11 protein-coding genes are annotated in these 22,903 nt (G+C 43.7%); 7 read left to right on the top strand and 4 right to left on the bottom strand.

Features of this window, described 5'->3' with window-relative positions; translation table 11 throughout:
• Window positions 1-404 precede the first annotated feature (404 nt).
• From ACLFWI_RS07995 to ACLFWI_RS07975, 5 genes are all read left to right on the top strand, one after another.
• Window positions 405-4,448 (top strand): hypothetical protein, encoded by a 4,044-nt coding sequence (locus ACLFWI_RS07995; protein ID WP_446412498.1) that lies wholly within the window; start codon window positions 405-407, stop codon window positions 4,446-4,448.
• Between the two features lie 208 nt (window positions 4,449-4,656).
• On the top strand, window positions 4,657-5,217 hold the full coding sequence (locus tag ACLFWI_RS07990) for a Uma2 family endonuclease (RefSeq protein ID WP_446412497.1): 561 nt from the start codon (window positions 4,657-4,659) through the stop codon (window positions 5,215-5,217).
• A gap of 120 nt (window positions 5,218-5,337) precedes the next feature.
• Entirely contained in the window at window positions 5,338-6,195 is an 858-nt protein-coding gene (locus tag ACLFWI_RS07985) for a hypothetical protein (protein ID WP_446412496.1), read from the top strand.
• A 2-nt stretch (window positions 6,196-6,197) separates the two neighbouring features.
• Entirely contained in the window at window positions 6,198-7,466 is a 1,269-nt protein-coding gene (locus tag ACLFWI_RS07980; RefSeq protein WP_446412495.1) for an ATP-binding protein, read from the top strand.
• Between the two features lie 12 nt (window positions 7,467-7,478).
• On the top strand, window positions 7,479-8,591 hold the full coding sequence (locus ACLFWI_RS07975; protein WP_446412494.1) for a phosphoribosyltransferase-like protein: 1,113 nt from the start codon (window positions 7,479-7,481) through the stop codon (window positions 8,589-8,591).
• 14 nt (window positions 8,592-8,605) lie between these two features.
• Here the strand turns inward: ACLFWI_RS07975 and ACLFWI_RS07970 are convergent, their stop codons facing one another.
• Both ACLFWI_RS07970 and ACLFWI_RS07965 read right to left on the bottom strand, forming a co-directional pair.
• Window positions 8,606-12,379, bottom strand: a complete 3,774-nt coding sequence (locus ACLFWI_RS07970; protein ID WP_446412493.1) for a hypothetical protein — start codon at window positions 12,377-12,379, stop codon at window positions 8,606-8,608.
• The gene (locus tag ACLFWI_RS07965) at window positions 12,372-13,415 is read right to left on the bottom strand and encodes a hypothetical protein (protein WP_446412492.1); all 1,044 of its coding nucleotides are present in this window, start codon (window positions 13,413-13,415) and stop codon (window positions 12,372-12,374) included. The genes ACLFWI_RS07970 and ACLFWI_RS07965 overlap by 8 nt, the downstream gene beginning before the upstream one ends.
• 87 nt (window positions 13,416-13,502) lie before the next feature.
• Here ACLFWI_RS07965 and ACLFWI_RS07960 point away from each other — a divergent pair, with 87 nt between their 5' ends.
• A complete protein-coding gene (locus ACLFWI_RS07960; protein ID WP_446412491.1) occupies window positions 13,503-14,873 on the top strand; it encodes a GNAT family N-acetyltransferase in 1,371 nt (456 codons plus the stop codon).
• A gap of 1 nt (window position 14,874) precedes the next feature.
• Window positions 14,875-15,708, top strand: coding sequence for a hypothetical protein (locus ACLFWI_RS07955; RefSeq protein ID WP_446412490.1), 834 nt, complete (start codon window positions 14,875-14,877; stop codon window positions 15,706-15,708).
• 544 nt (window positions 15,709-16,252) lie between these two features.
• Here the strand turns inward: ACLFWI_RS07955 and ACLFWI_RS07950 are convergent.
• Window positions 16,253-21,082 (bottom strand): WD40 domain-containing protein, encoded by a 4,830-nt coding sequence (locus tag ACLFWI_RS07950; RefSeq protein WP_446412489.1) that lies wholly within the window; start codon window positions 21,080-21,082, stop codon window positions 16,253-16,255.
• A gap of 57 nt (window positions 21,083-21,139) precedes the next feature.
• Window positions 21,140-22,507, bottom strand: coding sequence for an ATP-binding protein (locus ACLFWI_RS07945; RefSeq protein ID WP_446412488.1), 1,368 nt, complete (start codon window positions 22,505-22,507; stop codon window positions 21,140-21,142).
• Window positions 22,508-22,903 lie beyond the last annotated feature (396 nt).

Below are 22,903 nucleotides of genomic sequence, written 5' to 3'. Positions count from 1 at the left end.
CTCTAAATCCGTGAAATCAGTGTTACTAGGCTCCCACCCTTCACCCCGACTAGATGCAGAATTGAGTACCACGAATTTAATCGGGGCAAATTTGCAGGGGGCGACAATGCCTGATGGTCGAATTCATGACACAGATTGACACAGATTAAATGGCACAGACAGAACAGTGAATAGTGAGGCACACAGATTAACACAGACAAGTAAATAATCTCTCCAACAATTCTTACATCTTTATCATCCTTTGCCAGTGAGAATTAACCTGTCTGTGCAATCAGTGCGACTAACCTGCCAACTCCCACCCCTAACCTCCCTCTAAATCCGTGAAATCAGTGTTACTAGGCTCCCACCCTTCACCCCGACTAGATTATGATTGGATAATGACTCTTTCTGTACTGGCTACATCTATGAAACGGCTATTAGAACAACTGGATGCGATCGCGGCAATTGTCGATACGGTTAATCCATCCCAGATAGAACATGACCCTCAAGGTGTAGCCAATCGTTATCGGTTGTATGCTAGTAGCTACGACCCTCTCTTACGGGTAAAGACTCTCTTGCATCGCTTAATGGCTGAAATTTGCCAGGGGAAGCCTGTCAATGGCTATCTGAGTGCTGATTATGGCTATGGCAAAACGGCAACCCTGGTTTATTTGTGGCATCAGTGTCAGCAACATCAGATTGTTGCGGTGCCACCGTTCAAGTTTAAGGAGTTGGACAACTTGATGGTTGCCACCTATGGTTGGATTAAGACTTGTGTGCCACCTGAACGTATTCCAGAAATTGAGGCATTGTATGTTAAATATGGCAAACAGTCTCGGGCATCGCAAGCCGCAGAACTAGCCCGGAAGTACAGGCTATCTGAAGACAAAGCCCTGAAAATTGTTCAAGACTTAAAGACTGATATTACCAACACCGATAGTGTGTTGAGTTTTTGGCAAGAGAGTATTCCAATTCTCCAGCAAGGGGGAATGAAAGGGTTAGCCATATTCGCTGATGAAAGTCAAGAGTTTTTGCGAACGGAAGAAGGTTCAAGCGCCCGAATTCAGATTTTGAGTAATTTAGTTAAAGGGATGCGAGCGTTAGGAAATACGCCTGTCGCGTTAATTTTTAGTATGCCGATAGATCCCACGGAATCGGCGATTGAGGAACAAGCGGGTGATATTATCCACCGGATGAAGCAGCAGCAGGTTTTTCTTAGACTCGCAGATGCTTATAGTTCTGAGTTTCCTGAGCAACTTTGGCATTCGTTGTGTGATAAGTTTTTGGATGATGGGTTAAAGCCTGAACAAGTTGCACATCCAGCGACAATTGAGAGTTTAGGACAGTTGTGCGATCGCAAAGATTTCAGTAATGGTCCGCGCACGGTTATTGAAGTCTATAAACGCTTGGTTGGTTTTGTCCGAGATAATAATCGTCCTTACACTCCCCTAGATTTAATTAATGATTATTTAGCCGGACGAGTGCAGTTTTATGGGGCGAGTCAACACCGGATTAATCATGCGATTAACACTTTAGAACAGCTAGAACCTGTGCAAAGGCATTCTCAAGGACGAGACGTGATTCGGCTTTTGGCTATTTTTCCAGGGGGACTTTCTGAATCGGTGGCGCAGGAATTTGGACTGAAAAACAGTCTCAGGGAATTAGCCGATGATAATCAGTTGTATGGTGTACATATTATCCAACTTAGCCACAATCGCTATGCATTGGTGGCATTAAGTCAGCCTAATACTCCCACCGTTATTGATAAAATACTAAATCGGTTTCGCCAGCGTTGGTTTCGGGATTGGCATGATGGGCAAAAAGAAGAGATGGCTGCCAATATTTTCCGTTCCGATATTCTGCCTTTGCTGTTTCCCGTTAAGCGAGCCGGTCAAAAAGGGAATTGGAATTGGCGCTATCCTCAAGCATGGAATGTGGATCGATTTGGCTCCTATACTTTTCTCAACGGTGCGCCAGAACAATATAATCCGGAATTTCCCAACCGTTCTTTAGTCATTAGTGTCGGGAGTCTCGATTCCGGGTTAATGAGATTTATTCCGCCTGAAGACAGTCATTTAGATTGGCGATTTTACCTAAGTTATGAGCGGAAAGCGCCTGAAATTAGGCAAAAAATAACTGCCATATCGGGAACTGGTCAGGTGGATTTTCATATTCAGCTCAGTCGCCGTTTTGAAGGGGGATATCCCACTGTTTTTGGTTTATTGAAAAAAGTTATTCCGGCGGAACATTGTTCCGCTTGTACACTGCTTACTCTCTCTGATTATATTCAAGATTGGCTATTGGATAATCCGGAAGTGAGTAAGGCAGATCGGGCGAGATTGGAACACCATCGTCAGGAATGTCATCAGTATGCCCTGCGATTGTTATTTCCAGAGGTTCGACCTGATAGTTGGGCGATTGAGGGGCTAGAGAAGGTGAAAGGTGCGGAAACGAAACTAATTGAGTCAGTGTTTTATCTGAAGTGTAAAGCGCTCTTTCCTAACTATCAGTCTTTCTACAACAACTTGCGTCCAAGCTTGCTTAAATATAAATTGACGCTGGAGAAAGTGCCTCTGGCTGTTCGTCGGGGGCGTCAGTTGTATCAAGTTACCAAAGCAGATTTTGAACGGTTATTTGAGACAATGGGTTCAGGGTTGCCGAGTGTTTTGGCAATTTTTCAGAAGCATGGTTTGATTGCTGATTATAAAATTGCTAGCAAGAAGGGAGAAATTTCTCAAGTCCAATTTACCTCACATTCTCTGGAAGAATTTATTGTCCAAGCCTTGAAGTTAACCGGAAGAACCCAAGTCATTGAGACGCGACAAGGACAAGACCATAGTAAAGCGTTAGACTATCGAGAATTATGGCAAGAGGTGAAGCGGCTGGGCTATCTTCAAGACGAGTTTGAGGAAGCGATTGAATGGTTGCGACTGCGACGCTATATTGAGTGGGAGCGACAAAAGGGGATTATTCGTCAAGCTGTAGAGACGCGCCATGGCGCGTCTCTACTAGAGCCTGATGATTTAAGGGGTCAGTTAAATGAAATTCGCCACCGGGTTTCTGAGTGGCGAGGCGCTTTTGATGAGGTGATGCTTCATGACGTTGAACAAGGTTTAGATGAAGCGGACAAAACTCTGAGTTGGGTAATTGATTCATTGGCAAAAGACGATGATACGGCACAATTAAATCTTTTTGAATCAACTGGATTTGAGTCAGGTAATCCACAATCTATATCCGATGACAAAGTGGGGGATTTGGGGGAAGCGACGGTAGTTCTCGATCAACTTCAGAGAACGATACAAGGCATGGGTGAGCAACTTGAAGAATTTCGCCAGGAGAAACGCTCGGCGCTTGAGCAAGAACTGGGTGAGATGAAACGGCGGTTAGAAAATTTGACCAGAGAATTGATCAACTCGAAAGTGAGTCAGCTTATTATTGGCAATAGTGGTTTAGAATCCTGTCTCAATGACTACCGGACGAATTTGGAACGGCAAGTTAAACAGCTCGATAAAGATTGCCAGAAAACCAGTCATTCGATTTGTTTAGAGGACGCCAATGTTTTGAGTTTATATCGTCAAAGAGAGCAGTGTTTTAAGTCTTTGAGAAGTTACGAAAATAGGAAAAGATCACTTCAGGATTTGGTGGCGGGTTTGGAGCAGTGGCGAATTATTTTGACTCGCGCTGAGGTTTTGCGAGAGAATTTGGTGAATGACTCGGAAAAGCTAAGGCGTTATGATGATGAATTTGTTGACCGCGTGGTTACCTATTTTGCGACTCACAAAATAGAGGGGTTTAGGGAGTATGAGCAGTTACAGCGCCCTTTAGTTGAACTTGAACAAGAGGTTAAGCGAGATCGGCGATCGCGTCGGGAAGCTTTTGAGAAACTTCTCAACCAGTATCAATCTCTGTTGGCGCGGATTGCAGACAATGAATCTTGTCTCAGTCGTCTCTGTCGGTTTGATGATGAAGACGAGAAGGGTTCTTACCAAACCCTGAGACAGGTGTTTTTAGATAAGCTGCAAAATTGGTGCGATCGCAAAATTTACCAATGGGAAAAGCTGGAACAGGATTTATCGTTTCTGGCTCAAGAACGTAATCAAGATGTGCAAGACTTATTGAGTCAAGTTAGTCGTTTGAAACGTAGCTTAGATGAACGGGTAAAGGAATTATATGAATTAATAGAAGCTGGAGGAGTCGGAGAGGAACAAATCAGGCAACTGCAAGCTATTGCTGAAGTAGAAAAGAACTTACAGGCGGAATGGGGGAAACTTGAGTTTGACAAAGATGAGAATCTTCAGGCGGAGGAGAGACAGCTTTTAGAGGCGATTGACTCTTTGGGTGATGAAGTCTCGATTGGTAAACTTCGGCAACAGATTTCAGCGGATGAGAAGCTGTGGAAACAGTTGAAGTTCTTGTATCAGAAGGGACATCTAGAAATTACCTTGCACCGCAGAAATTTTAAGCCCTGAACTAAAGTTCGGGCTAAAAGCTCAAGTCAGCTAAAGCTGACTGGATATGGATTTTAGTCCACCAAGCTTGGACTTGAGCAAATCGCTGTGAAACTAAGCTCGGTTTGGAGTTGCGTAAATACCTGCATCGCTTACTACAAAACCCTAAAATCAGTGCCATTTACGTTAAGATGGAGACAGTACCTTTTTTTAGGTCATCGCGATCGCTATGATAACCACAGAACAAGTTCGCTGGACTGTTGGTGATTTAGAACTCTTTCCAGAAGACGGAAAACGGTATGAAATCATTGATGGAGAACTGATTGTGACGAGAGCGCCTGATTGGAAACATCAGGAGGTTACCGGAAATGTGTATGCTCAGTTACAGACTTGGTCGCGTCAGACCGGTTTAGGAAGAGCCGCGATCGCTCCGGGTATTATTTTCTCAGCTACCGATAGCGTCATCCCTGATGTGGTTTGGGCAAGTAATCAGCGATTAGAGGAATGCTTAGATGAGTCGGGACACTTAACTGATGCACCTGAGTTGGTTGTTGAAGTGCTATCAAAAGGGAGTAAAGATAGACAACGGGATTTAGAGTTAAAGCTCAAACTTTATTCCACCCAGGGAGTCCAAGAGTATTGGATTCTCGATCGCCAGAAGCAAGAGATTAAAGTTTATCGGCGCGAACAGGCGATGCTGAAATTAGTAGTAACATTGTTTGCTCAAGATGTACTGACAACTCCGCTTCTGCCTGGGTTTAGTGGTATAGTAGGAGAACTATTTAACTAAACAAGTTTAGGTGTAAGTTATGCCCAAAAGTATTCCAAAAATTTACTCGGTAATATATGTTTTATAAAAGGCTTAAAGGTTAGAGTTGACTAATGCGCCCAGGATGTGAAGAAAACTGTTATGTCTAAAATCATTCCAATTTTTCACTTACCCAAGGAGTATCCAGAGGACATGAGGATACTGGCAAAAGGGCTGGTTGCCAATAATGGTCAAACCTTAAAGACAACTTTGTCTTGGTTGGAAGGGAAGCTGGTTACTCATAAAGCGCATAGAGGTAAGCCAGCAGGAACACCCATGTCTGGTACGACGATTAAAAATTATTTAACGGGTTTTTACGTTTTAGATCTCTTCAAAGCGGATGGTAAGCTCTATTCAGAAACAATTCCTCGCCCAAGAGCCTCAGTTTCTGTTAATGCTAAGATAGAGGCCAGTAAACCGCTAGAAATTGTTTTGCAAAATTCCTCTGTTGAAGTATTTGAGGAAAACTTTACTCGGACTTGTTCTCAGTATTCCCAGGTGGTCATAGATTATAACTCTAATCGCTGGTCACTTCAGGAAAAATACCACATTAACGATAATTGCCCCCCTGCTCAACTTAAGGAATTGCTGACAAAATACTGCGAATATAGCTACGTTGGTCATCCTGGTGTCGGTTATCTCGAAATATTCTATAATGAGAAAATCCAAATTGATAACTATTTGAATCTTTTTGATTTTATTGTTGAAAATTATGGTGATGTGGCAGAGAAAAGCCTTGGATTAATTCCGCTTGCTAATATACTCAATCATCTTCGGAAAGTATCAGATTATACGGATGAAGATTTCAATAAACATTTGATTCAGTTACAACTGACTCATCGAATTGAATTAAGGACGACTAAATCCCAGTTAGCTCGTAATATGGGAATTGATTTGGTTGATATCCGAGGCGTTAAGTATGGATTTATTAAAATTTTAGAACCGGCTATTGCAGTTTAACTATGCCCTACCAAGACGTTAATGGAAAATCTATAGCAGATGCCCAAAATCCTTATGTTGTTTCCGGTGCGGCTGCATCAGTAGTCAATCAGGAGTACACTTCAAAACTTGTCCGAACAAAATTTATTAATGACCTCCTTGATGAAGTTCAACAATCTATCAAAATCCGCAGACCCATTAAGCTATTTTTTGTGGGAGAGTATGGATATGGGAAAACAACGTTACTCAATTTGATCGCCCAAGAATTTAATCATAACAATGGGGTGTGTGTGCCAATTAAGTTTCAAGAAATAGTCACACCCGTTGCAGCATCCAGCCAGCCCGAAAAACACTTTGAAAGTCTTTTAGGCGCTATTTTGCTTAAGTTATACAATGTTTTGCTTCAGGAAGGTCTTTTAACACAATCAGACAAAAAAATATTTGAAGAAACAGAGTACATAAATCTCTTCGATGTTTTTTTTGAACTTCTTAAACGTACCCAAAAAGTATATATTTTAATTGCTTTTGATGAAGTTGAGGCACTGTTTTCAAATCTCAGTATAGAACCTTCATATTTCCTGAGTTTTTTGCATAGTTTGTCAGAAAAATTTTCCCCTAGACCGGGTTGGTCATTATGTGTCAGTGTAACGGAAGAATACTATGCCCAAATTATTTCAGAAGCTCGTCAGTTACAAGAAGCTAGGTTTAATTTTAAAATCCTCAAATCTCTGCGCCCACAAGAAGTAAAAGAATATATAGAAACAAAAAATAGTTCTGTAACTTTAATGACGGATAATAAGGTTTATCCTTTTGAAGAGGACGTTATTGACTTTGTGGCAGTCGTGTCTGGAGGAATTCCCCGATTTGTAGAAACGATCTGCCAGTTGATTTGGGCTGAAGCTGAATTGTCCCATACATCTGTTAGTTTGGAAACGGCTCGAAGAATTTTTAGTAATAGTTATCGGGTTTATGCAGAGGCTTATTTTTCAGAATTACGGAGTAGTTATGCTCTGTCTGAGGAAGCAGAGGCTTTCCTGAATATTCTATTTTTTAGTGGTGGGAGAAGACAGTCTATTCAAGACCTTTTGCGTTGGAAAGATGTTTGTCAGATTGCCTATTTTGATGGACTATCCGATCAGCAAGCTAAATATAGGTTAGATAAAGCCAGTAGAGAACTCAGAAGTAAATCTGATTTTGAGCAATATATTGATATTTTTGGTCAAAATCCTTATCGGTATACTCTTACAAATTTGGTATTTAAGGATATATTCAAAAATCGGGAAAGACTTTAACCTCAGATCTCTATGTCAGCAGAAAACTTTGAACAAAATTATTTATCGATGAACCCTAAGAATGTTGGCGCTGAAATTAATCAACTCCAAAGAACCTTAGAGATAATTGTGCAACCGTACCAAAGACCAATTGCTTCTATTTTACCTGAAGAAAGACGATTGGAAATTTCTTTGTTATTTGACGATACGGATATCGAAGATTGCTATGATAGGTTTTCGAGTTGGGAAGGTTCTTTATCGAAGAAAAAAGTTCGAGGCTGGCTTAATCAATTTGAAACTAATCTTGACAAAAACATAGCCTATTTACTACTCAGTAAGTTTCAGTTTTTCTCAAAAAATGATATTGAAACTGCTACACAAAGTTTGCAATCCCAGCTCATTAATCTTTTGATTGACCAAGAACATCTACGACAAGCATTTTATTCAGATCCGAAAGCCCATGTTAAAAATGAGGCTGAGTTGCAAAAGTGGCTGCGAAATAAAGTTATCCGATATGCAAGATTACCTTCTCCTCCAAATACATCTGTTGAAAGCCAAGATAGACTTTGGGGAACCTATGAAAGGTCTGCTCTAACTGGAACTAGCTCCCCTGACGGGAAAAAACTTAGACCATTGAAAGAATACTTTGAATCTACTTCTGGCAACCCGGAAACTTCAGTATTTGTCTTTATGGACTACACTAATGGTTCTGGGAATCAACTCGGTAAATGTATTAAACAAATTAATAAGTTAATTAAAAATTATCCGATATGGCAAGATTCAATTTTTATTTTCATGTACATTGTTCAGTCAGAATCATTTTCCCTTGGGACTATAGAATCTGCCCCTGCCAATAGTCAAACGCTTTTTTATGATAAAATGCTTTATTACAAAGATCCAGAAATTATGAAGCTTATTGCAGAGCATCAAATTACTGAAGCTGAATATGATGCCTTTATTGAAAAATACTGCTTGCGTTCATCTGGAAAACATGACGTAGGATATCTTCAATCAGGTTCCTTGAGTTGTCACCACTATAGCTGTCCTAATAATACATTACCCTTTTTTAATAAACCTTCTAAAAATTGGACACCATTATTTAGGAATAGTCAAACTCCAAGTGCAACTCCTTATAAACGAAAATGAATTAACCGTTAGAATCAAACATAATCGGCAGGTCGTCGCAAAATCTTAAACGGATTAGCCGACTTGACCTCAAAACTAGGATATCGCTCTTGAGCCACCTCTACAGCGCGTTGCCAGTCAGGATGCTGATCAGTCCAGAGGGGATGACGGATCATCAAAACTCGCGATCGCACTCTCCCTTTTCCCTGACGAACATATCCTTGTAAACTGCCAAATGACTCGGAAGTACGATACCCCAAACTCCTGATAATTCTAGGAATTGAAGCATTTTCCCCCTCCAGAAGATTGAGCCAAGGATTTCTTAGTTCATGCCAAGCCGAACTCAGATCAACCCGATTAGCGGATGATAAAGCAATTCTCGCCATATCCAAAGCCAATCGCCAATCGAGCAAACCATGATAGGGAAGATTGCTAAAATCCCGTAGACAGAGATTACAGGACGTATCACATTTGCTACCGTGAGGTTGTGAGCCCTGGGGATCAAGCTTAGAATCGATCCATTCCCAGGCAATCCCATCCTGATTTGTTGGTTGTGCCAAATTCATTAAAGCCGCAAACTCTTGGGGTTGCGCTAACAATTGACAATAACCTGCACCATTTTCCAGTTGATCACACAAGAATGCTTGACCAATTGGCTGGTCATCCTCACCCGGAAGGGAACGAAATCCCGCCTGTAGTTCCAATGCATCCACATCTAAACGATAACCCGCCGCAATCCGTAACCACTTACTGTTACACTCTGGGCAATTACCAACATTGTGTAGGAAGAAGGCATTGCACTGCGGACAACGGTAACCCGTGAGCGGATTCTCTGGAGTTGGCACAATCGTTAAGTTATCGGGATTTAGCACCAATCCACTGGCTGAAGGGATAGCTGCACCTGATTGTTTGAGTTGTTGTTGGATCTCCATATCATCCAGTCCACAACTTTTGATGTAATTGAGAATAGAACGGCGCAGCTTTTCCTCACTTCCAGGAATAAAGGTAGGGTAGGGCATATAACGATGCTGACGCTTAACGCCCAACTGACGAATGACAGCTTCAGTGACATCAATGGTCTTTTGTGATGGATTATTATAGGGTCGATAGCTAACCCAGCCTTGACCCAACCCTTCTAGGGTTCTGGCGATGTGGGGGAAGAGGGAATATATAATCTCCTCTACCAAAAGGTCTGCCATGCGAGAGATATGTACCCGTTGTCTTTCACTAGGATTGACCAACTGACAGGGTTCAATATCCTCCCAGTCATAGCAGTTGAACCATTGCTCCCAATGACCTTCAGCCGACTTATAGTTCTTAGCATTGAAGGTAGAACCACCAGGACAGATTCCTTGTCTAAGTAAGGCATCAAAAATAGTGCCTCGCAAGTTAGCAATGGGAATACGCCCTGGATAAAGTTGAAGTAACTTTATCCATTCTGTACGCGCTTTTTGATTGGATGGTTGTCTTCCCCTTGACCAACGCAGAGATTCTTTAATGATCTCGTCTGGCATAGCAGCATCAAAACGGTCATGGGCGAGTATGTCGTCATCCGTTTCTTGCGTTGGTTCTGTTACTTTTGAGTGTAAAGCAGGATTTAAAGAAAGCAGTATATTCAAAGCTGCTGAGTTCGGATCAATTTCTCGCAAATAGGGAGCTAAGTCATTCCAGTATTGCCGAAAGGCTTGAATCATAGTGAGGCGTGCCATATCGCGGTAATGATCTCGCTCTATGCCTGCTGCTAGCTTGGCGGCGTCTTGGCGACTATCGGAGAAAATCACCAGTTTTCGGGATGAGACACCTGCACCACTTGAACCCATTTCTCGCAACGTCGCACTTGCCAACACCTGACAGGCTTTTTGGAATCCAGTCCGATGACTCCGCAAGGGAGTTTTGAAGGTTCTCCGACGGCTGTAGTCCGCATCGCATCGAGGACACCTACTTGGCATGGAAGACTGTTGCTCGGCTTTTTCCCCCATTACCTGATAAAGCCAACCTGGGATTTCATCGGGCTGACAAGGTGCCTTATCCATCCTCAGTAAACCGGTGATGCGATGGAGTTTGGCTTTAACCCATCTCCGTTTAATCTTGTCTACCGTCCACTCTAAGTCTTGAGGTTCTAGTGTTTGATGATAGGGTAGAGACCAAAACACAGCATACTGTCCATATCGCTGTCCCAGATTCACTCGATCTGGCATATTTTCCAAGTCCGGCTGATCGGCTGTCAAGACAAAACCCTTGCCCACCGGATGCTTATAACCGCCCAGAAACACATCGCCACAGACTTCACAGACAATGAAATCGAGAACCCGAGCACCGCAGTCACAGGAAATTCGATGAGTATCGTGGATGGTGCCAACTGTCGGTTTTTGAGTCGAAGCCGCATCCAGACGAGCCTGACGCGCCTGATCCGGCAAAGTTGTACAGTCTGGATTGCAGCAAGCCCAGAGATTTTGTAAGTTATGGAAGAATAAATGTCCCCGCACAGGTTGAGGCGATCGCCCATTGCTTCCCTGAGACATTCCCAATGCTAGCAATAAGCCTCTCATGGCATTAGACGCGATCGCGCTCCGCGCAGTGGCAAAGCCAATCGCATCCTCTAGAGAACTTGCTCCCGGAAATAACTGCCCATCTAAGTCCTGAATCTGGGTTGGTCGAACTGTTCTATTAACAGCTTGACAAGCATCCCGCAGTGCATCGGGGGCTTGAATCCGGGCTAAGGCTTCTCCTAATCGTTGCTTGGCACTCATCCCTCCTTGTCGAGGTTGTCCTAACTGAGTGGCTAACTGGCTGATTTGAGTGTCGCAGTTTTCTACATCCGGAGAACCTGCTAACCAATCCGGTTGCACGCTTTGGGCAAATTCTTCAAAGGCATGGCGATACGGTAAAATAAATGTCCGCGAACCGGCTACTGGCTCGATTTGTTCACCACTAATGAATTCAAATTGATCTCTGCCAAAAAACTCTCGTAGGAATCGTCTCCCTTCCGGGTTATCCTCCAAACTGGCTGTTGTTGTCAGAATTCGCAGCTTGGGTGAGTCGGGTGTTAAACCAAGGCGATAGAGTAATAAGCGGAGAATATAAGCCACCTCCGTTCCTGGCGTCCCTCGGTAAGCATGAAGTTCATCAATAATTAGGAAAAACTCTCGCTCTGGATGTCCGGGTTCAGCTAACCAGGCTTGAGTTTCCTCAAAAATACTGTCCTCAATACTCCGCATCATCATGATGTTGAGCATGGAGTAGTTCGTAATTAAAATATCTGGAGGCGTTTCTTGCATATCCCAACGTGACCACATCTCACCCCCATCGAGCCTAGGGAAATAGTATTGCAGTTCGCGATCGCGTTCAGGATCGTTTTGCAGTGCATTCAGTACATCTTGCCGCTGTTCCTGCATCTGGAGCAAGATTTGGCGTAACCGTTCCCGGTTTTGGTCTGTTTCGATTCCGGAAACTGGTGTTAATCCGGTATAACGTCCAAACGTAATCCGATTCCCTTTTCTGTGTCGATCTAGCCATTGATGGTGATAAAGCTCAATATTAGCTGGGAAGAGTTTTTTCGCTAATTCAGCTAAATCCCCATAATCCGGACATTCTGAGGACAAACGCTGTGCCGCCCCTGCCAAATTTAACCCAGAAGATGGATAAATCGGAACCGTCTCTACCAATGGGGGTTGACTCAATACTCCCCGACGATTAAGAATTGTATCTCGCTCTTGACTAAGAACCCGCGATCGCAGGGGAAAGGCACTTTTAATATACAGCCGATAAAGGCGGTCAAGCCGTTGATAGGCTCCAATTAAATCATGCATTAGTTGTTACCTCATCCTCTTCCCAGGTTACCTGAAGTTTTTGAGTTAGCTGCTGCACCAGTTCTCGCCCCACATTTTCATAAATTAGCCACAAGCTTTGCTCTGTTTTTTGATAATTTGGAAGTTGTCCAGATGCCAACACCAAGGCTCGTTCATACAGTTGGGGCCATCGTTGGCTGTACGGAATGGCTAAACGTGCTTTTACCCTATCGTAACGGGCAATGCCGGGTTGATCACGATGCTGCAATGCTAGAAATCGCAAACCATACCAATCCCCCTGTCGCCAACTGTTCGTTGCAGCGTCATAAAACAGAGTTAAACGAGAGCGATCGCCGCCATCTAAATCCCACATCTGGTACAGTCCCGTCTGTTGGGAAAACACGCATTCAGTAAAGTCATCACTATCGAAGCGTTTCCAGTGATAGAGACTGGGTACAATTCCTGGTAGACTCCGCAGTCTTAACATCCATTCTTTGAGTTCAGGTAAGATTTCAGCGAGTTGATTGGCGACGTTCCCTCTATTTTGGATTGATAAACCCAAGGACGTTTTCACCTGCTCAATTATGGGATTAATCTGGGTTGAATCGGTTAACTGAATTTGAATACAATCCGGTGCATGACCTCTTGAGTGGTGAATCACGTTAACCTGGGCGTACTGTTCTAACATAGACAACAGGTGTCCAGTTTGTTGACCACAGAGGATAAATTTTGCTGTTTCCGACTGAGACTCAATTTGAACAAGACTTGTTGGTGCAGCCGACCAATGTCTTCCATCCGCAGAAGACTCAATATGTCCTAACAGTTTGAGTCGCCGCAAAATGCGACCAGGGGTTTCTATTTTCAGCGCTTGACAAGCTTTTTTAAATAATTCCCAAGTACCATGACCTGTAGCCGATAGCCAGTAGAGTAGTTGTTGATACCGTTGAGAACTTGCTTCACTCTCCGGTACTTCCTGAGTCGTCGATGTTGGTATTATCTGGAAAGGATCATCATTTCGGTCAGACTCAACGATTGTGTAGGGAATGGGATTCTCCAATTATCTGAGTCATCTCCCCCAGCGTGTTAAATTGACATAACAGCAACGGCTAAATTTGCCCAATTCTGTTGTTTACGTGAGGTAGGCGTGCCGACTAAATCCCTAGAGTCAATGGTTGGATTGGCGAAAGTAGAAGAATTGCCCCGGATTAAAGCCCTGGCAGATGCCCATCGCCAAGAACTAGGCTTTGTGAATCGGGCAACTCTAGCGGCTGCGATCGCAGGGCGTGAAATTCTCTGTTGTCTTCAGGGATTTTTGCACTTTCATCATCGGCGCGACAAAATTTCTACGCTTTATCATCTTTGTGTTTCCCCGGAATACCGCCGACAAGGGGTGGGGCGTTCTCTGGTTACTTTCTGGGAAGAACATAGCCGCACCTGTGGCATGGAAACATTGCGCCTTAAATGTCCCCTCGATTCAGAGGCGAATGGTTTTTACTGGCGATTAGGCTTCACTCGAGTGGCTATTGAACCCGGTAAGCATCGCCCTCTAGTTGTTTGGGAAAAGAAACTGCCAGAGGCGACACCAAGCCATCCTAAATTTGTCGCGTCTCTGAGTGCTGGAGGTTCCGATATAAAGCGTCTGTTTGAACTTTGGGACATCGGTGGTGATCCGCGTAATCCATTTCAAGACGTTCTCACCTCACCCCTAGCTTGTCCGGCTTCGACGATGACGTATTTGCGCCGCGAAAAAGAAAAGGGGCGAATTCAAGAAATCTGGCTTGATTGTGGTGCTTATCAGGTACAGCAAGGGAAAATAACTTATGATAAATTATTAGATAAATTAGACAAATTGTATCGCCATAATCAGTGGGCAGATGGATATGTATTGCCGGATATTGTACCGCTCTCGACGGATTCCGATCAGATTGTGGAATACAAAGTCCGAGAAACACTCTACCATTGCACCAGATTTTTCCAAACAATGCCCGCATACATCCAAGAACGCGCGATCGCACCTGTACATGGACGCACACCTGAGCAAATCAATCGTTGTCTGGAAACATATAACCAGACAGGCATTACGAAAGTCGGCTTTGGGTCTTGGGGAACCTCCGGTCCGAACAGCAGTGTGAATATGCTCTCCCAAGAAAGTTTAGCCATGTTCTCAACGGTTCTGGATATCGCTAGTGAACATAGAATGAAAGTTCACTGTTTTGGTATCGGTGGTCCAAGTAGCTTTAATCGTCTCCGTTCCCATAAACTAATCCCCCACACATTAGATAGTACAACCTGGTGGAAAGCCGGAGGGTTTGGTGCCGTGTTTTTTCCAAATACTGCTCAAATCCAACTGACGAAAAGACGTGGATTTGAGACGACAAAAATTGGCTTAGAACAGATGAAAATTTCGACCAATCATTCGTGTTATTTTTGCCAAAGTATTGAAAAATTAAGAACGAGTCGGAACGACCGAATTATGCACAATCTTACGGCGTGGTTAGACACATTGGCAGGCTAAAATGGGAAAGAGATTAACGTTACACCTACAACAGAATACAACCTTAGAAAGAGTGGCGGCAATTCTTGAGTTTTTTAACAATCAAGAGAAAGACATCGAAGAATTAGCGGAAACGTGTAACCTAGGAGTTACCGTTTTACAAAAACTAATCTTCCCCTTCTTGCGAAACCTTTCCATCCTTTCTAAAACAAATCCACCTGAATTAACCCAATTTGGCAAAGCTGCGGCTCATATCCAACAATCAAATCCTGACATACTGGGTGATTTTTTCCATTTACACCTTTATCACCTACATCGAGAAAAACCTGACAAACGATTCTCCTATGCTTATGCAACTATTGTGCAGCAACTCTGGTTGCGAAAAGAGGTTATGTTATCACCTACCGAGAAAAAATCCTTAGTTGGACAGGTGATTGATGTAGCTTCCCATAAATTTGAACTTCCCTCTAGTGAAATCGCCTTTAGTGATAGTAGTGTTACTGGTGTACTAAACTGGTTACGCGGTTTATCACCAACTGTAATCGGGTCAGAAGGAAAATCTGAAACCTTTAGCCGTCGCTACTTTTGTGTAGCGCCGTTATTGATCAAGGCAGTAGACAAAACCTATCAACAACGGCAACAAACCTATGGTTCTAAAATTTTCTTGCGACAAGAAATCCAAGAACAGCTTTGTCAAATGTTGGTGTTAGATCCGAGTGGATTAGATGGCACTCTAGATAATACTAAACGCACCTATGATTACGATCAAGGCGGTTTCTTTGACTATGGCTATGAAGGCGGTTACGGGCAATGGGTGATGTTGACTCAATCTCCAGAATGGAGTCAATTACTTTAATTTAGACTATGTCCCCTTGGACATAAGTATTTTGTTAAACTTACGATAAAAATTATGACTAAGCCTTGACAAAAACACAGATTACACAGAATGGATGGCAGTTTCGAGAACACAGAATACTGAGGGACACAGATTGACACAGAGAACAAAATAATCCCCCCAACCATCGAATCATCTTCTCATCCTTTGCCAGCCAGAACTAACCTGTCTGTGAAATCAGTGCCACTAACCTCTCAACTCCCCACCTCTAACCTCCCTCTAAATCCGAGAAATCAGTGTTCTTAACCCTAACCGTGAATTTGTGTATCTCAAACTTATACAGCAAGACTTGCCACGATATGGTTTGTCCAGACTTTTCTCGCTGATTAATCCCGGAAATGATTTATATACGGTGTTAGGTGTCTTGAAGCGGTTAGGGGAAGTTGTGAACAGTACCAAGCTGTGAAATGGCAAAAGAAGGTTCCAGGGTAGTGCGATCGCACCTGATTACTGGGGGTTGAAACTGTTTCCCCTCACTACAGCACTTATTCAGCAAACTCTATTTTTATTGACAAGAAATATCATCACACAGATTTCTATCACTCTCACTGACATTGGGATTAGTCTTTAAATAATCCCGCAACCAATTACAACCCTGTCTGAGTAAATCATCTAGCGCTAACTTCCAAGTCATCACCTTTACTGTTCCATCACGGCTAGCAGAGGCAATAGTCTGACCATCGGGACTGAAACTAACACTGTAAACCCAATTGCCATGTCCTTGAAACGTTTGCAGTTCGGTGCCATCTATCCGCCAGAATTTTACCGTACCATCACCACTAGCAGAAGCAATGGTTTGACCATCGGGGCTAAAGCTGACACTATTAACCCAATTGCCATGTCCCTGAAAGGTTTGAATTAGGGCGCCATCTAAACCCCAGAGTTTCACGGTGCCATCCCCGTTTGCTGAAGCAATGATTTGACCATTGGGACTGAAACTAACACTATTGACCCAATTACCCTGGCGTTCAAAGTCTTGTACAATTGCGCCATCCGTACGCCATAGTTTCATCGTCCCATCACGACTGGCGGAGACAAGGGTTTGACCATTCGGACTAAAGCTGACGCTATTGACGCCACCGCTATGCCCTGGAAAGATGTGCATCACTTTGCCATCTAGACGCCAAAGTTGGACGGTACAGTCGGTGCTAGCCGAGGCAATGGTTTGACCATCTGGGCTAAAACTAACACTCTTAACCAAACCACTATGTCCCCTAAACGTTTGAACCACTGTGCCGTCTAAACCCCAGAGTTTTACCGTACCATCATGACTCGCCGAAGCCAGCATCTGACCATCGGGACTGAAACTGATGCTACTCACCCAATCCCTGTGTCCCGCAAAAGTTTGTACGTCTGTGTCATCTAAATGCCGGAGTTTTACCGTGCCATCACCGCTAGCTGAGGCAATCCTCTGACCATCAGGACTGAAACTAACACTATTGACGCCATCGCTATGGTCGTGAAAGGTTTGAACAACGGTGCTATTGGTGCGCCAAAGTTTAACTGTACCATCGGTACTGGCTGAGGCGAGGGTGCGATTATCGGGACTAAAACTAATACTCCACAACCAACTGCTATATCCTTGAAAGGTTTGCACAATCGTACCATCAAGACGCCAGAGTTTCACAGTGCCGTCACTGCTAGCTGAGGTAATTATTTGACCATCGGGACTGAAAGTGACGCTATAAACCCCATCACTATGTTCCTGGAACGTTTGCACAGTCGTGCCATCTAAACGCCAAAGTTTAACAGTGCGGTCATGACTAGCCGAGGCAATCATTTGACCATCGGGACTGAAACTAATACTATTAATCCCACCCTTGTGTTTGGCAAAGGTTTGAATAACGGTGCCATCTAAACGCCAAAGTTTAACGGTACGGTCATGACTGGTTGAAGCAATCAGTTGACCATCAGGACTGAAAGTGACGCTATTGACCCAATCACTATGCCCTTTCAAGGTGCGGATAAGTTTGCCATTAATGCCCCAAAGTTTTACAGTTCCATCACCACTGGCTGAGGCAATAATCTGACTATCGGGACTAAAACTGACACTCCGAACCCAATCACTATGCCCCTCAAAGGTTTGGAGAATTGCACCATTAAGACGCCATAGTTTTACAGTACCATCAGTACTGGCTGAGGCAAGGGTTTGACCATCAGGACTAAAACTGACACTCCGAACCATGCCGCGATGCCCTTCAAAGGTTTGCAGAATTGTGCCATCAAGACGCCATAGTTTTACAGTACCATCAGTGCTGGCTGAAGCAAGAGTTTGACCATCGGGACTAAAACTGACACTCCAAACCCCACCGCTATGTCCCTGGAAGCGATTACATTCTTTCATTGAGTAGATGACTTGCCAGATTGTACACAATGTTCGCGTTTTTATCGTCGCTGGAGCATTGATATACTTTAACTTTTGACCTGCCTTAACGCTGGTGACTAATGCCCCCAGTTGATCATGACACAGAAACATGGCTTGAGCCAGAGAACTTAGGGTTTCAATTTCGGCAATTTCTGTCCGCCTACGTGCCTGTTGTTCATGAGTTAATGCCTCTTCTTTCTCTTTTAGTGCTTGTCTGAGTTGGGCTTCGGTTAACTTCTGCTTCTCTTTTGCTTCGGCTAGTTCGGCTAACAAACCAGGTGCTTGTTTCTGGCGGATAAAATCAACTAAATAATCGTGAAATAACTGATAACGATTGACGGGGTAATCGGGGACTAAAAAGACTATTCCTGAACCAACTAAAATATGCAATACCAAATTCAGTTGCTGGATTCCGACGGGAAATCCCCAGGCGTCTAAATCGGCTTCCAATTCAGCGCGGGTTTTGAGGGGGCGTGTTCCGTTTTCATAGGTAAGCAAATACAAAATCAGTCGGGCAAGTTGTTGATTATTCGCCCCACAATCCACAACCACTTCTTCCAGAAAACGCTGGGCTAGGGTTTCTTTGGGATGATTCAAAAGTTGGCGATATTGGTGTAACTTTGTGATGTTATAGGTTTGCAGTTGCGCCCCTACTACCTGCAACTCAATCGGACGAACTTTCCCCACATCACTGGCTAAATCCTGGACAACTTCATCGATTAGGGCTGGCTCTAAATAAAACTGCGATCGCTCGGTTAAGTCCTGAATCACAGATTTTGCCCGTTCCGGTGAAAAGTCGCCGAGGTAATAGCGAATCGTTTTATCCAGAATATTCTGATGAAACTCCTCTAAATTGGCTAATCGTTCAAATTCTAAGAGATAGTGTAAATAATCTTCCCGTAAAGCTACGATGATTTTCAAATAGGGAATACTCAGACAACATTCCAGGAACTGATAAAACTCACGGCGAGTACTTATATGACTACAATGAAAGAAAAACTCTTCAAATTGGTCAAAAATTAAAACCGTCAGCAGATGGCGATCGCCATTTTTTCTCAAGGTTTCCAGAATCCCATCAAGTCTCTTAACCGATTCTCCGGCTTTCCGGGAAAACGAATGGCTTTCATCGGATAAATCAAGTGCTTCAATCCCCCGTTCAGTTAACGCCTCCGCCAACTTTATTCCCAATTCGTTGACCCAATTGGTGTAAACACGAATTGTCACCGGTAAGGCATAGCGATCGCCAACAGGATGCTGTTTCAAATCGGGGACTAATCCTGCCGATAAGAGGGAACTTTTGCCTACCCCGGATTGACCGTGCATGACCGTCAATTTATGGCAGGGTTCACTCAGTCTTGTCCTTAATACTTGAATATCTTGACCCCGCCCCGATGCTGTAATTCGGTCTTGGGTTCTGACTTGGGGATAAATGGAATCAATAGAGGAATTAATCACTCGTTTGATCGATTTTAAACGTCCAGCACCGACGAAGGGGCGGAAGCCATATTGCGCTTCAATCGAACGTTGCTCTAATTTGAGGGCAAATGATTTCAGATAATCATCCCGTTCAAAATAAAGTCCGCGCAATTCTTTTAAGATATCGATATAAAGTTGAGGGTCATAGTCTGGTAGACTCTGGTTTTTCGCCGTCTCTAAGTTTTGAATAGCTTCAGCCGTCTGATCGAGATGACGTTGGGCTTTTGCCAGTAAAAATAAATATAAACTTTGATAGTGTTGCCATGCCCAAGCCCAATGGGTGTGATCATGCTGGGAGGCTAAGTCAACAACGGATTGCTGATTATTCTTTTGTCGTGCAAATTCAGCATACCGTTTGGCATCACTCCAAGCGCCTCTGGCTAGGGCGACTTCAGCTAAAAGGGCATCAGCATACCCGGCATACAGATGAGTGCTGTCTAAATAAGTTTGATGCAAATGAACGGCGGTTTTAGCAACCTCTTCTAATTCTTGCCACTCCTGTAAGCGAATTAAAACTTCTCCCAAGGGATTGATAAACCGGGCGGCTAAATCCGGACGATTCCCCTGTTGAAACACACGAACACAGCGCTGAAAATAGTCCTTTGCCCGATAACACGATCGCCAATAGTCAGCCCGATGCAAAACCGCATAACACCGCCACCATAACCCCAGATAAAATAACAAACAGCCTTGCTGTTCCGGGTAATCACTCTGTTGCCAAAACGCTAGACTTTGCTGATAATACTGGCTGGCTTTCTCCATCTGATTATTAGCTTGAGCATCTCTACCCAGGAGAAAGTGCAGTTTTGCTTCAACGTCGGGTGTTAAGGGTTCGCCCCGACGGTGCAAATCGTTCAGCGCCGATTCTAATTCAGAACGGCGACGCGAACCCACGGCGATGGTAAACACAGCGTTATCCAGAAATCTACCCGCCCCTGCATTTAAAACCTCGGTAAAAATTGTATCAGCCGTTTGCTGAATTCTATCGATTAAATCTTGGGTCGCGATCGCAAACTCGACTTGGGTTGCCCAACTTTCAAAATCGGGGACTAAGCGAATCAGTTTTCGCAGCAGGTTATCAGTTACCCACAGGATTAAGGGAAAGGGCAATTTGCGAAACTCTTCCCGGATTTGGTTGGTAGCGGTTAGCAGTTGATCCAGATGGGTTATAGAGTCTAAACCGAATACAACAAGAGCATTAGGGGATTGCTTCTCAGTTCCCGGCGATATCCCCGACTTTTTGAAGACTTCGGGACTCTGAACCGCTGAATTTGAAGAAGAAATATGTTCAATAATGGTTGAGTAAAGTCGGGTAACAGAAGGCTGGAGAATTATTGTTTTAATATGAATAGAACATTGCTCTTGCAACTGCTGTGTGATCTGCTTTTGCCAGGTGAAATAATTACAACGCGCTAGAATAAGTGAAAACTCACCTTGAGACAATTGGATAGCTCTGATTAGCGTTTTTAAGGATTGTTCGTTGTCATTTGTCATTTGTCATTCGTCTTATGTCTTATGTCTTATGTCTTATGTCTTATGTCATTCCCGCCCCTACAATTGAAAACTATGTCCTGGAGGTAAGCGATCGGCTAAGATAGGGTTAATGTCAAACCAACACCCTTGCTCATCGCGATATTCAAATACAAACAAACTCCGTAGGAGAACTTGGTATCCATCCTCACCTCTAACGGTTTTGTTTTGTTCGACTTGTTTCAGTAATTCCCACTCATCGGGGGTAATTGCCAAGCATAAATCATTCCGTCGCTGACAAATTACACTTTCTAAACAATCATGACTGATGGGTGGGTCATCTTTTTGTATACAGGCAAACAATAAAACCAGCAAGTTTCGCACATGACCGCCACTGACTAAACAGATGCGGTCTAAGGTTTTAGGACTCTCAAATACTTCTGTAACTAAACTCAATCGCTCTTGGGGTTCAACCGATGGAAATGCCCTCGCTAATACCATCTGTTGCAGCAATGCCATTCCTTCCTGGCAAATTTTACCATCTCGCTGGTTGACCCGCACCATCGGTAACAGTTTAGGATCAACGCCAAAACGATTCGTTAATCGTCCTAAGGCATTGGAAAAGGCTAAAACCAGGGGAATAGTATAGACAACATGACAGTTTAATTGATTTAACTGTTCGCCTCTGTCTACAAATAAATATTCCGGTTGCAGTTGTCCTCCCGGCTTTTGTTTATTATCGATGCGGTCAAGATTATCGACAATGACGACTAATCCTTGTTTTCCCTGCTGCTTTAACTGCTGGATAGCGGGTTCAATTAACTCGGTGTTAATCGCCTCTAAAATTCCATTGACTCGTGGTTCTAAATGTTGTCGCAATAGAGAACGCACTTCTGGACTATTCTTCGCTTGAGCGGTAATTTCACCAATACCCAACGCCAAGGAAAACTCACCCTCTTTTTTAGTTGTCATCCCTAAATTTCCCACCTTAGGGATTTTGACGTTTACCCCCTTGACTTCCGCCTGCAAAATCTGAGTTGCACCTTGGAGTAACTGCTGAAAACGGGTAGGCTGGACATTGAGGTGACTGGCTTCGAGACTGTTACTAACCTGACGTGCGATCGCGAGTAGAATATCGCTAATATCTACATCTGCCATATCCAAGTCCTGGGAGGACTCAAAGTAGACGACATGAAATCCCTGCTGTTCGAGTTCGGTTTTCAGGCGCAGTAATTCTGTGGATTTGCCACAGCCAATATGTCCGGTAAAGAGTTGACAGGTTGGTTCATCGGGAGATAATCGGCTAATCGTGCGCTCTAGTTCCTTGATGATATTATTTCCTCGCACGGAAGAAAAATCAATATAATACTGCCGATCCTCAGACTGACTCAGATCGAGGGTTTTGCTAGGGTTGGATGCGCGGTAAAAGTTGGCTAAATTCAGTGTCATGGTTTGCCTGACTCTCCAGCCTATTCCTATTGTTGATTCGGTTTGTTCTAGCCCTGAGTAATCATCTTCACTGAAGTGTAGCACTACAATCTGTCAGTTGCTGGGCAATACCCGAATCAGGCGGTAGAGATGGAGTCGGCTAGGTCCGGCGGCTGTTTTGACTATAGGGATGAAAATGGACAAAAAAATGGGTGATGTTGAAGGATAACAGTGCGATCGCACAACTCACTAGACGACTACATCACAGTGCGATCGCGCCAAATCCATTCGCTCAAATTGGGTGGCTCTTGCCTCAATTCTCTGGCGCAAAACGACATGACATTTTGTTTGTCTGATGGGAACAAATTTGATATTACGGGTGGATAATTGCATCCCCATTCCCTTTTGAGTCGGAAG

It is taken from the genome of Coleofasciculus sp. (assembly GCF_046539235.1).
Classification (GTDB): domain Bacteria; phylum Cyanobacteriota; class Cyanobacteriia; order Cyanobacteriales; family Coleofasciculaceae; genus Coleofasciculus.
This window is presented reverse-complemented; position numbering and strand designations above follow the sequence as displayed.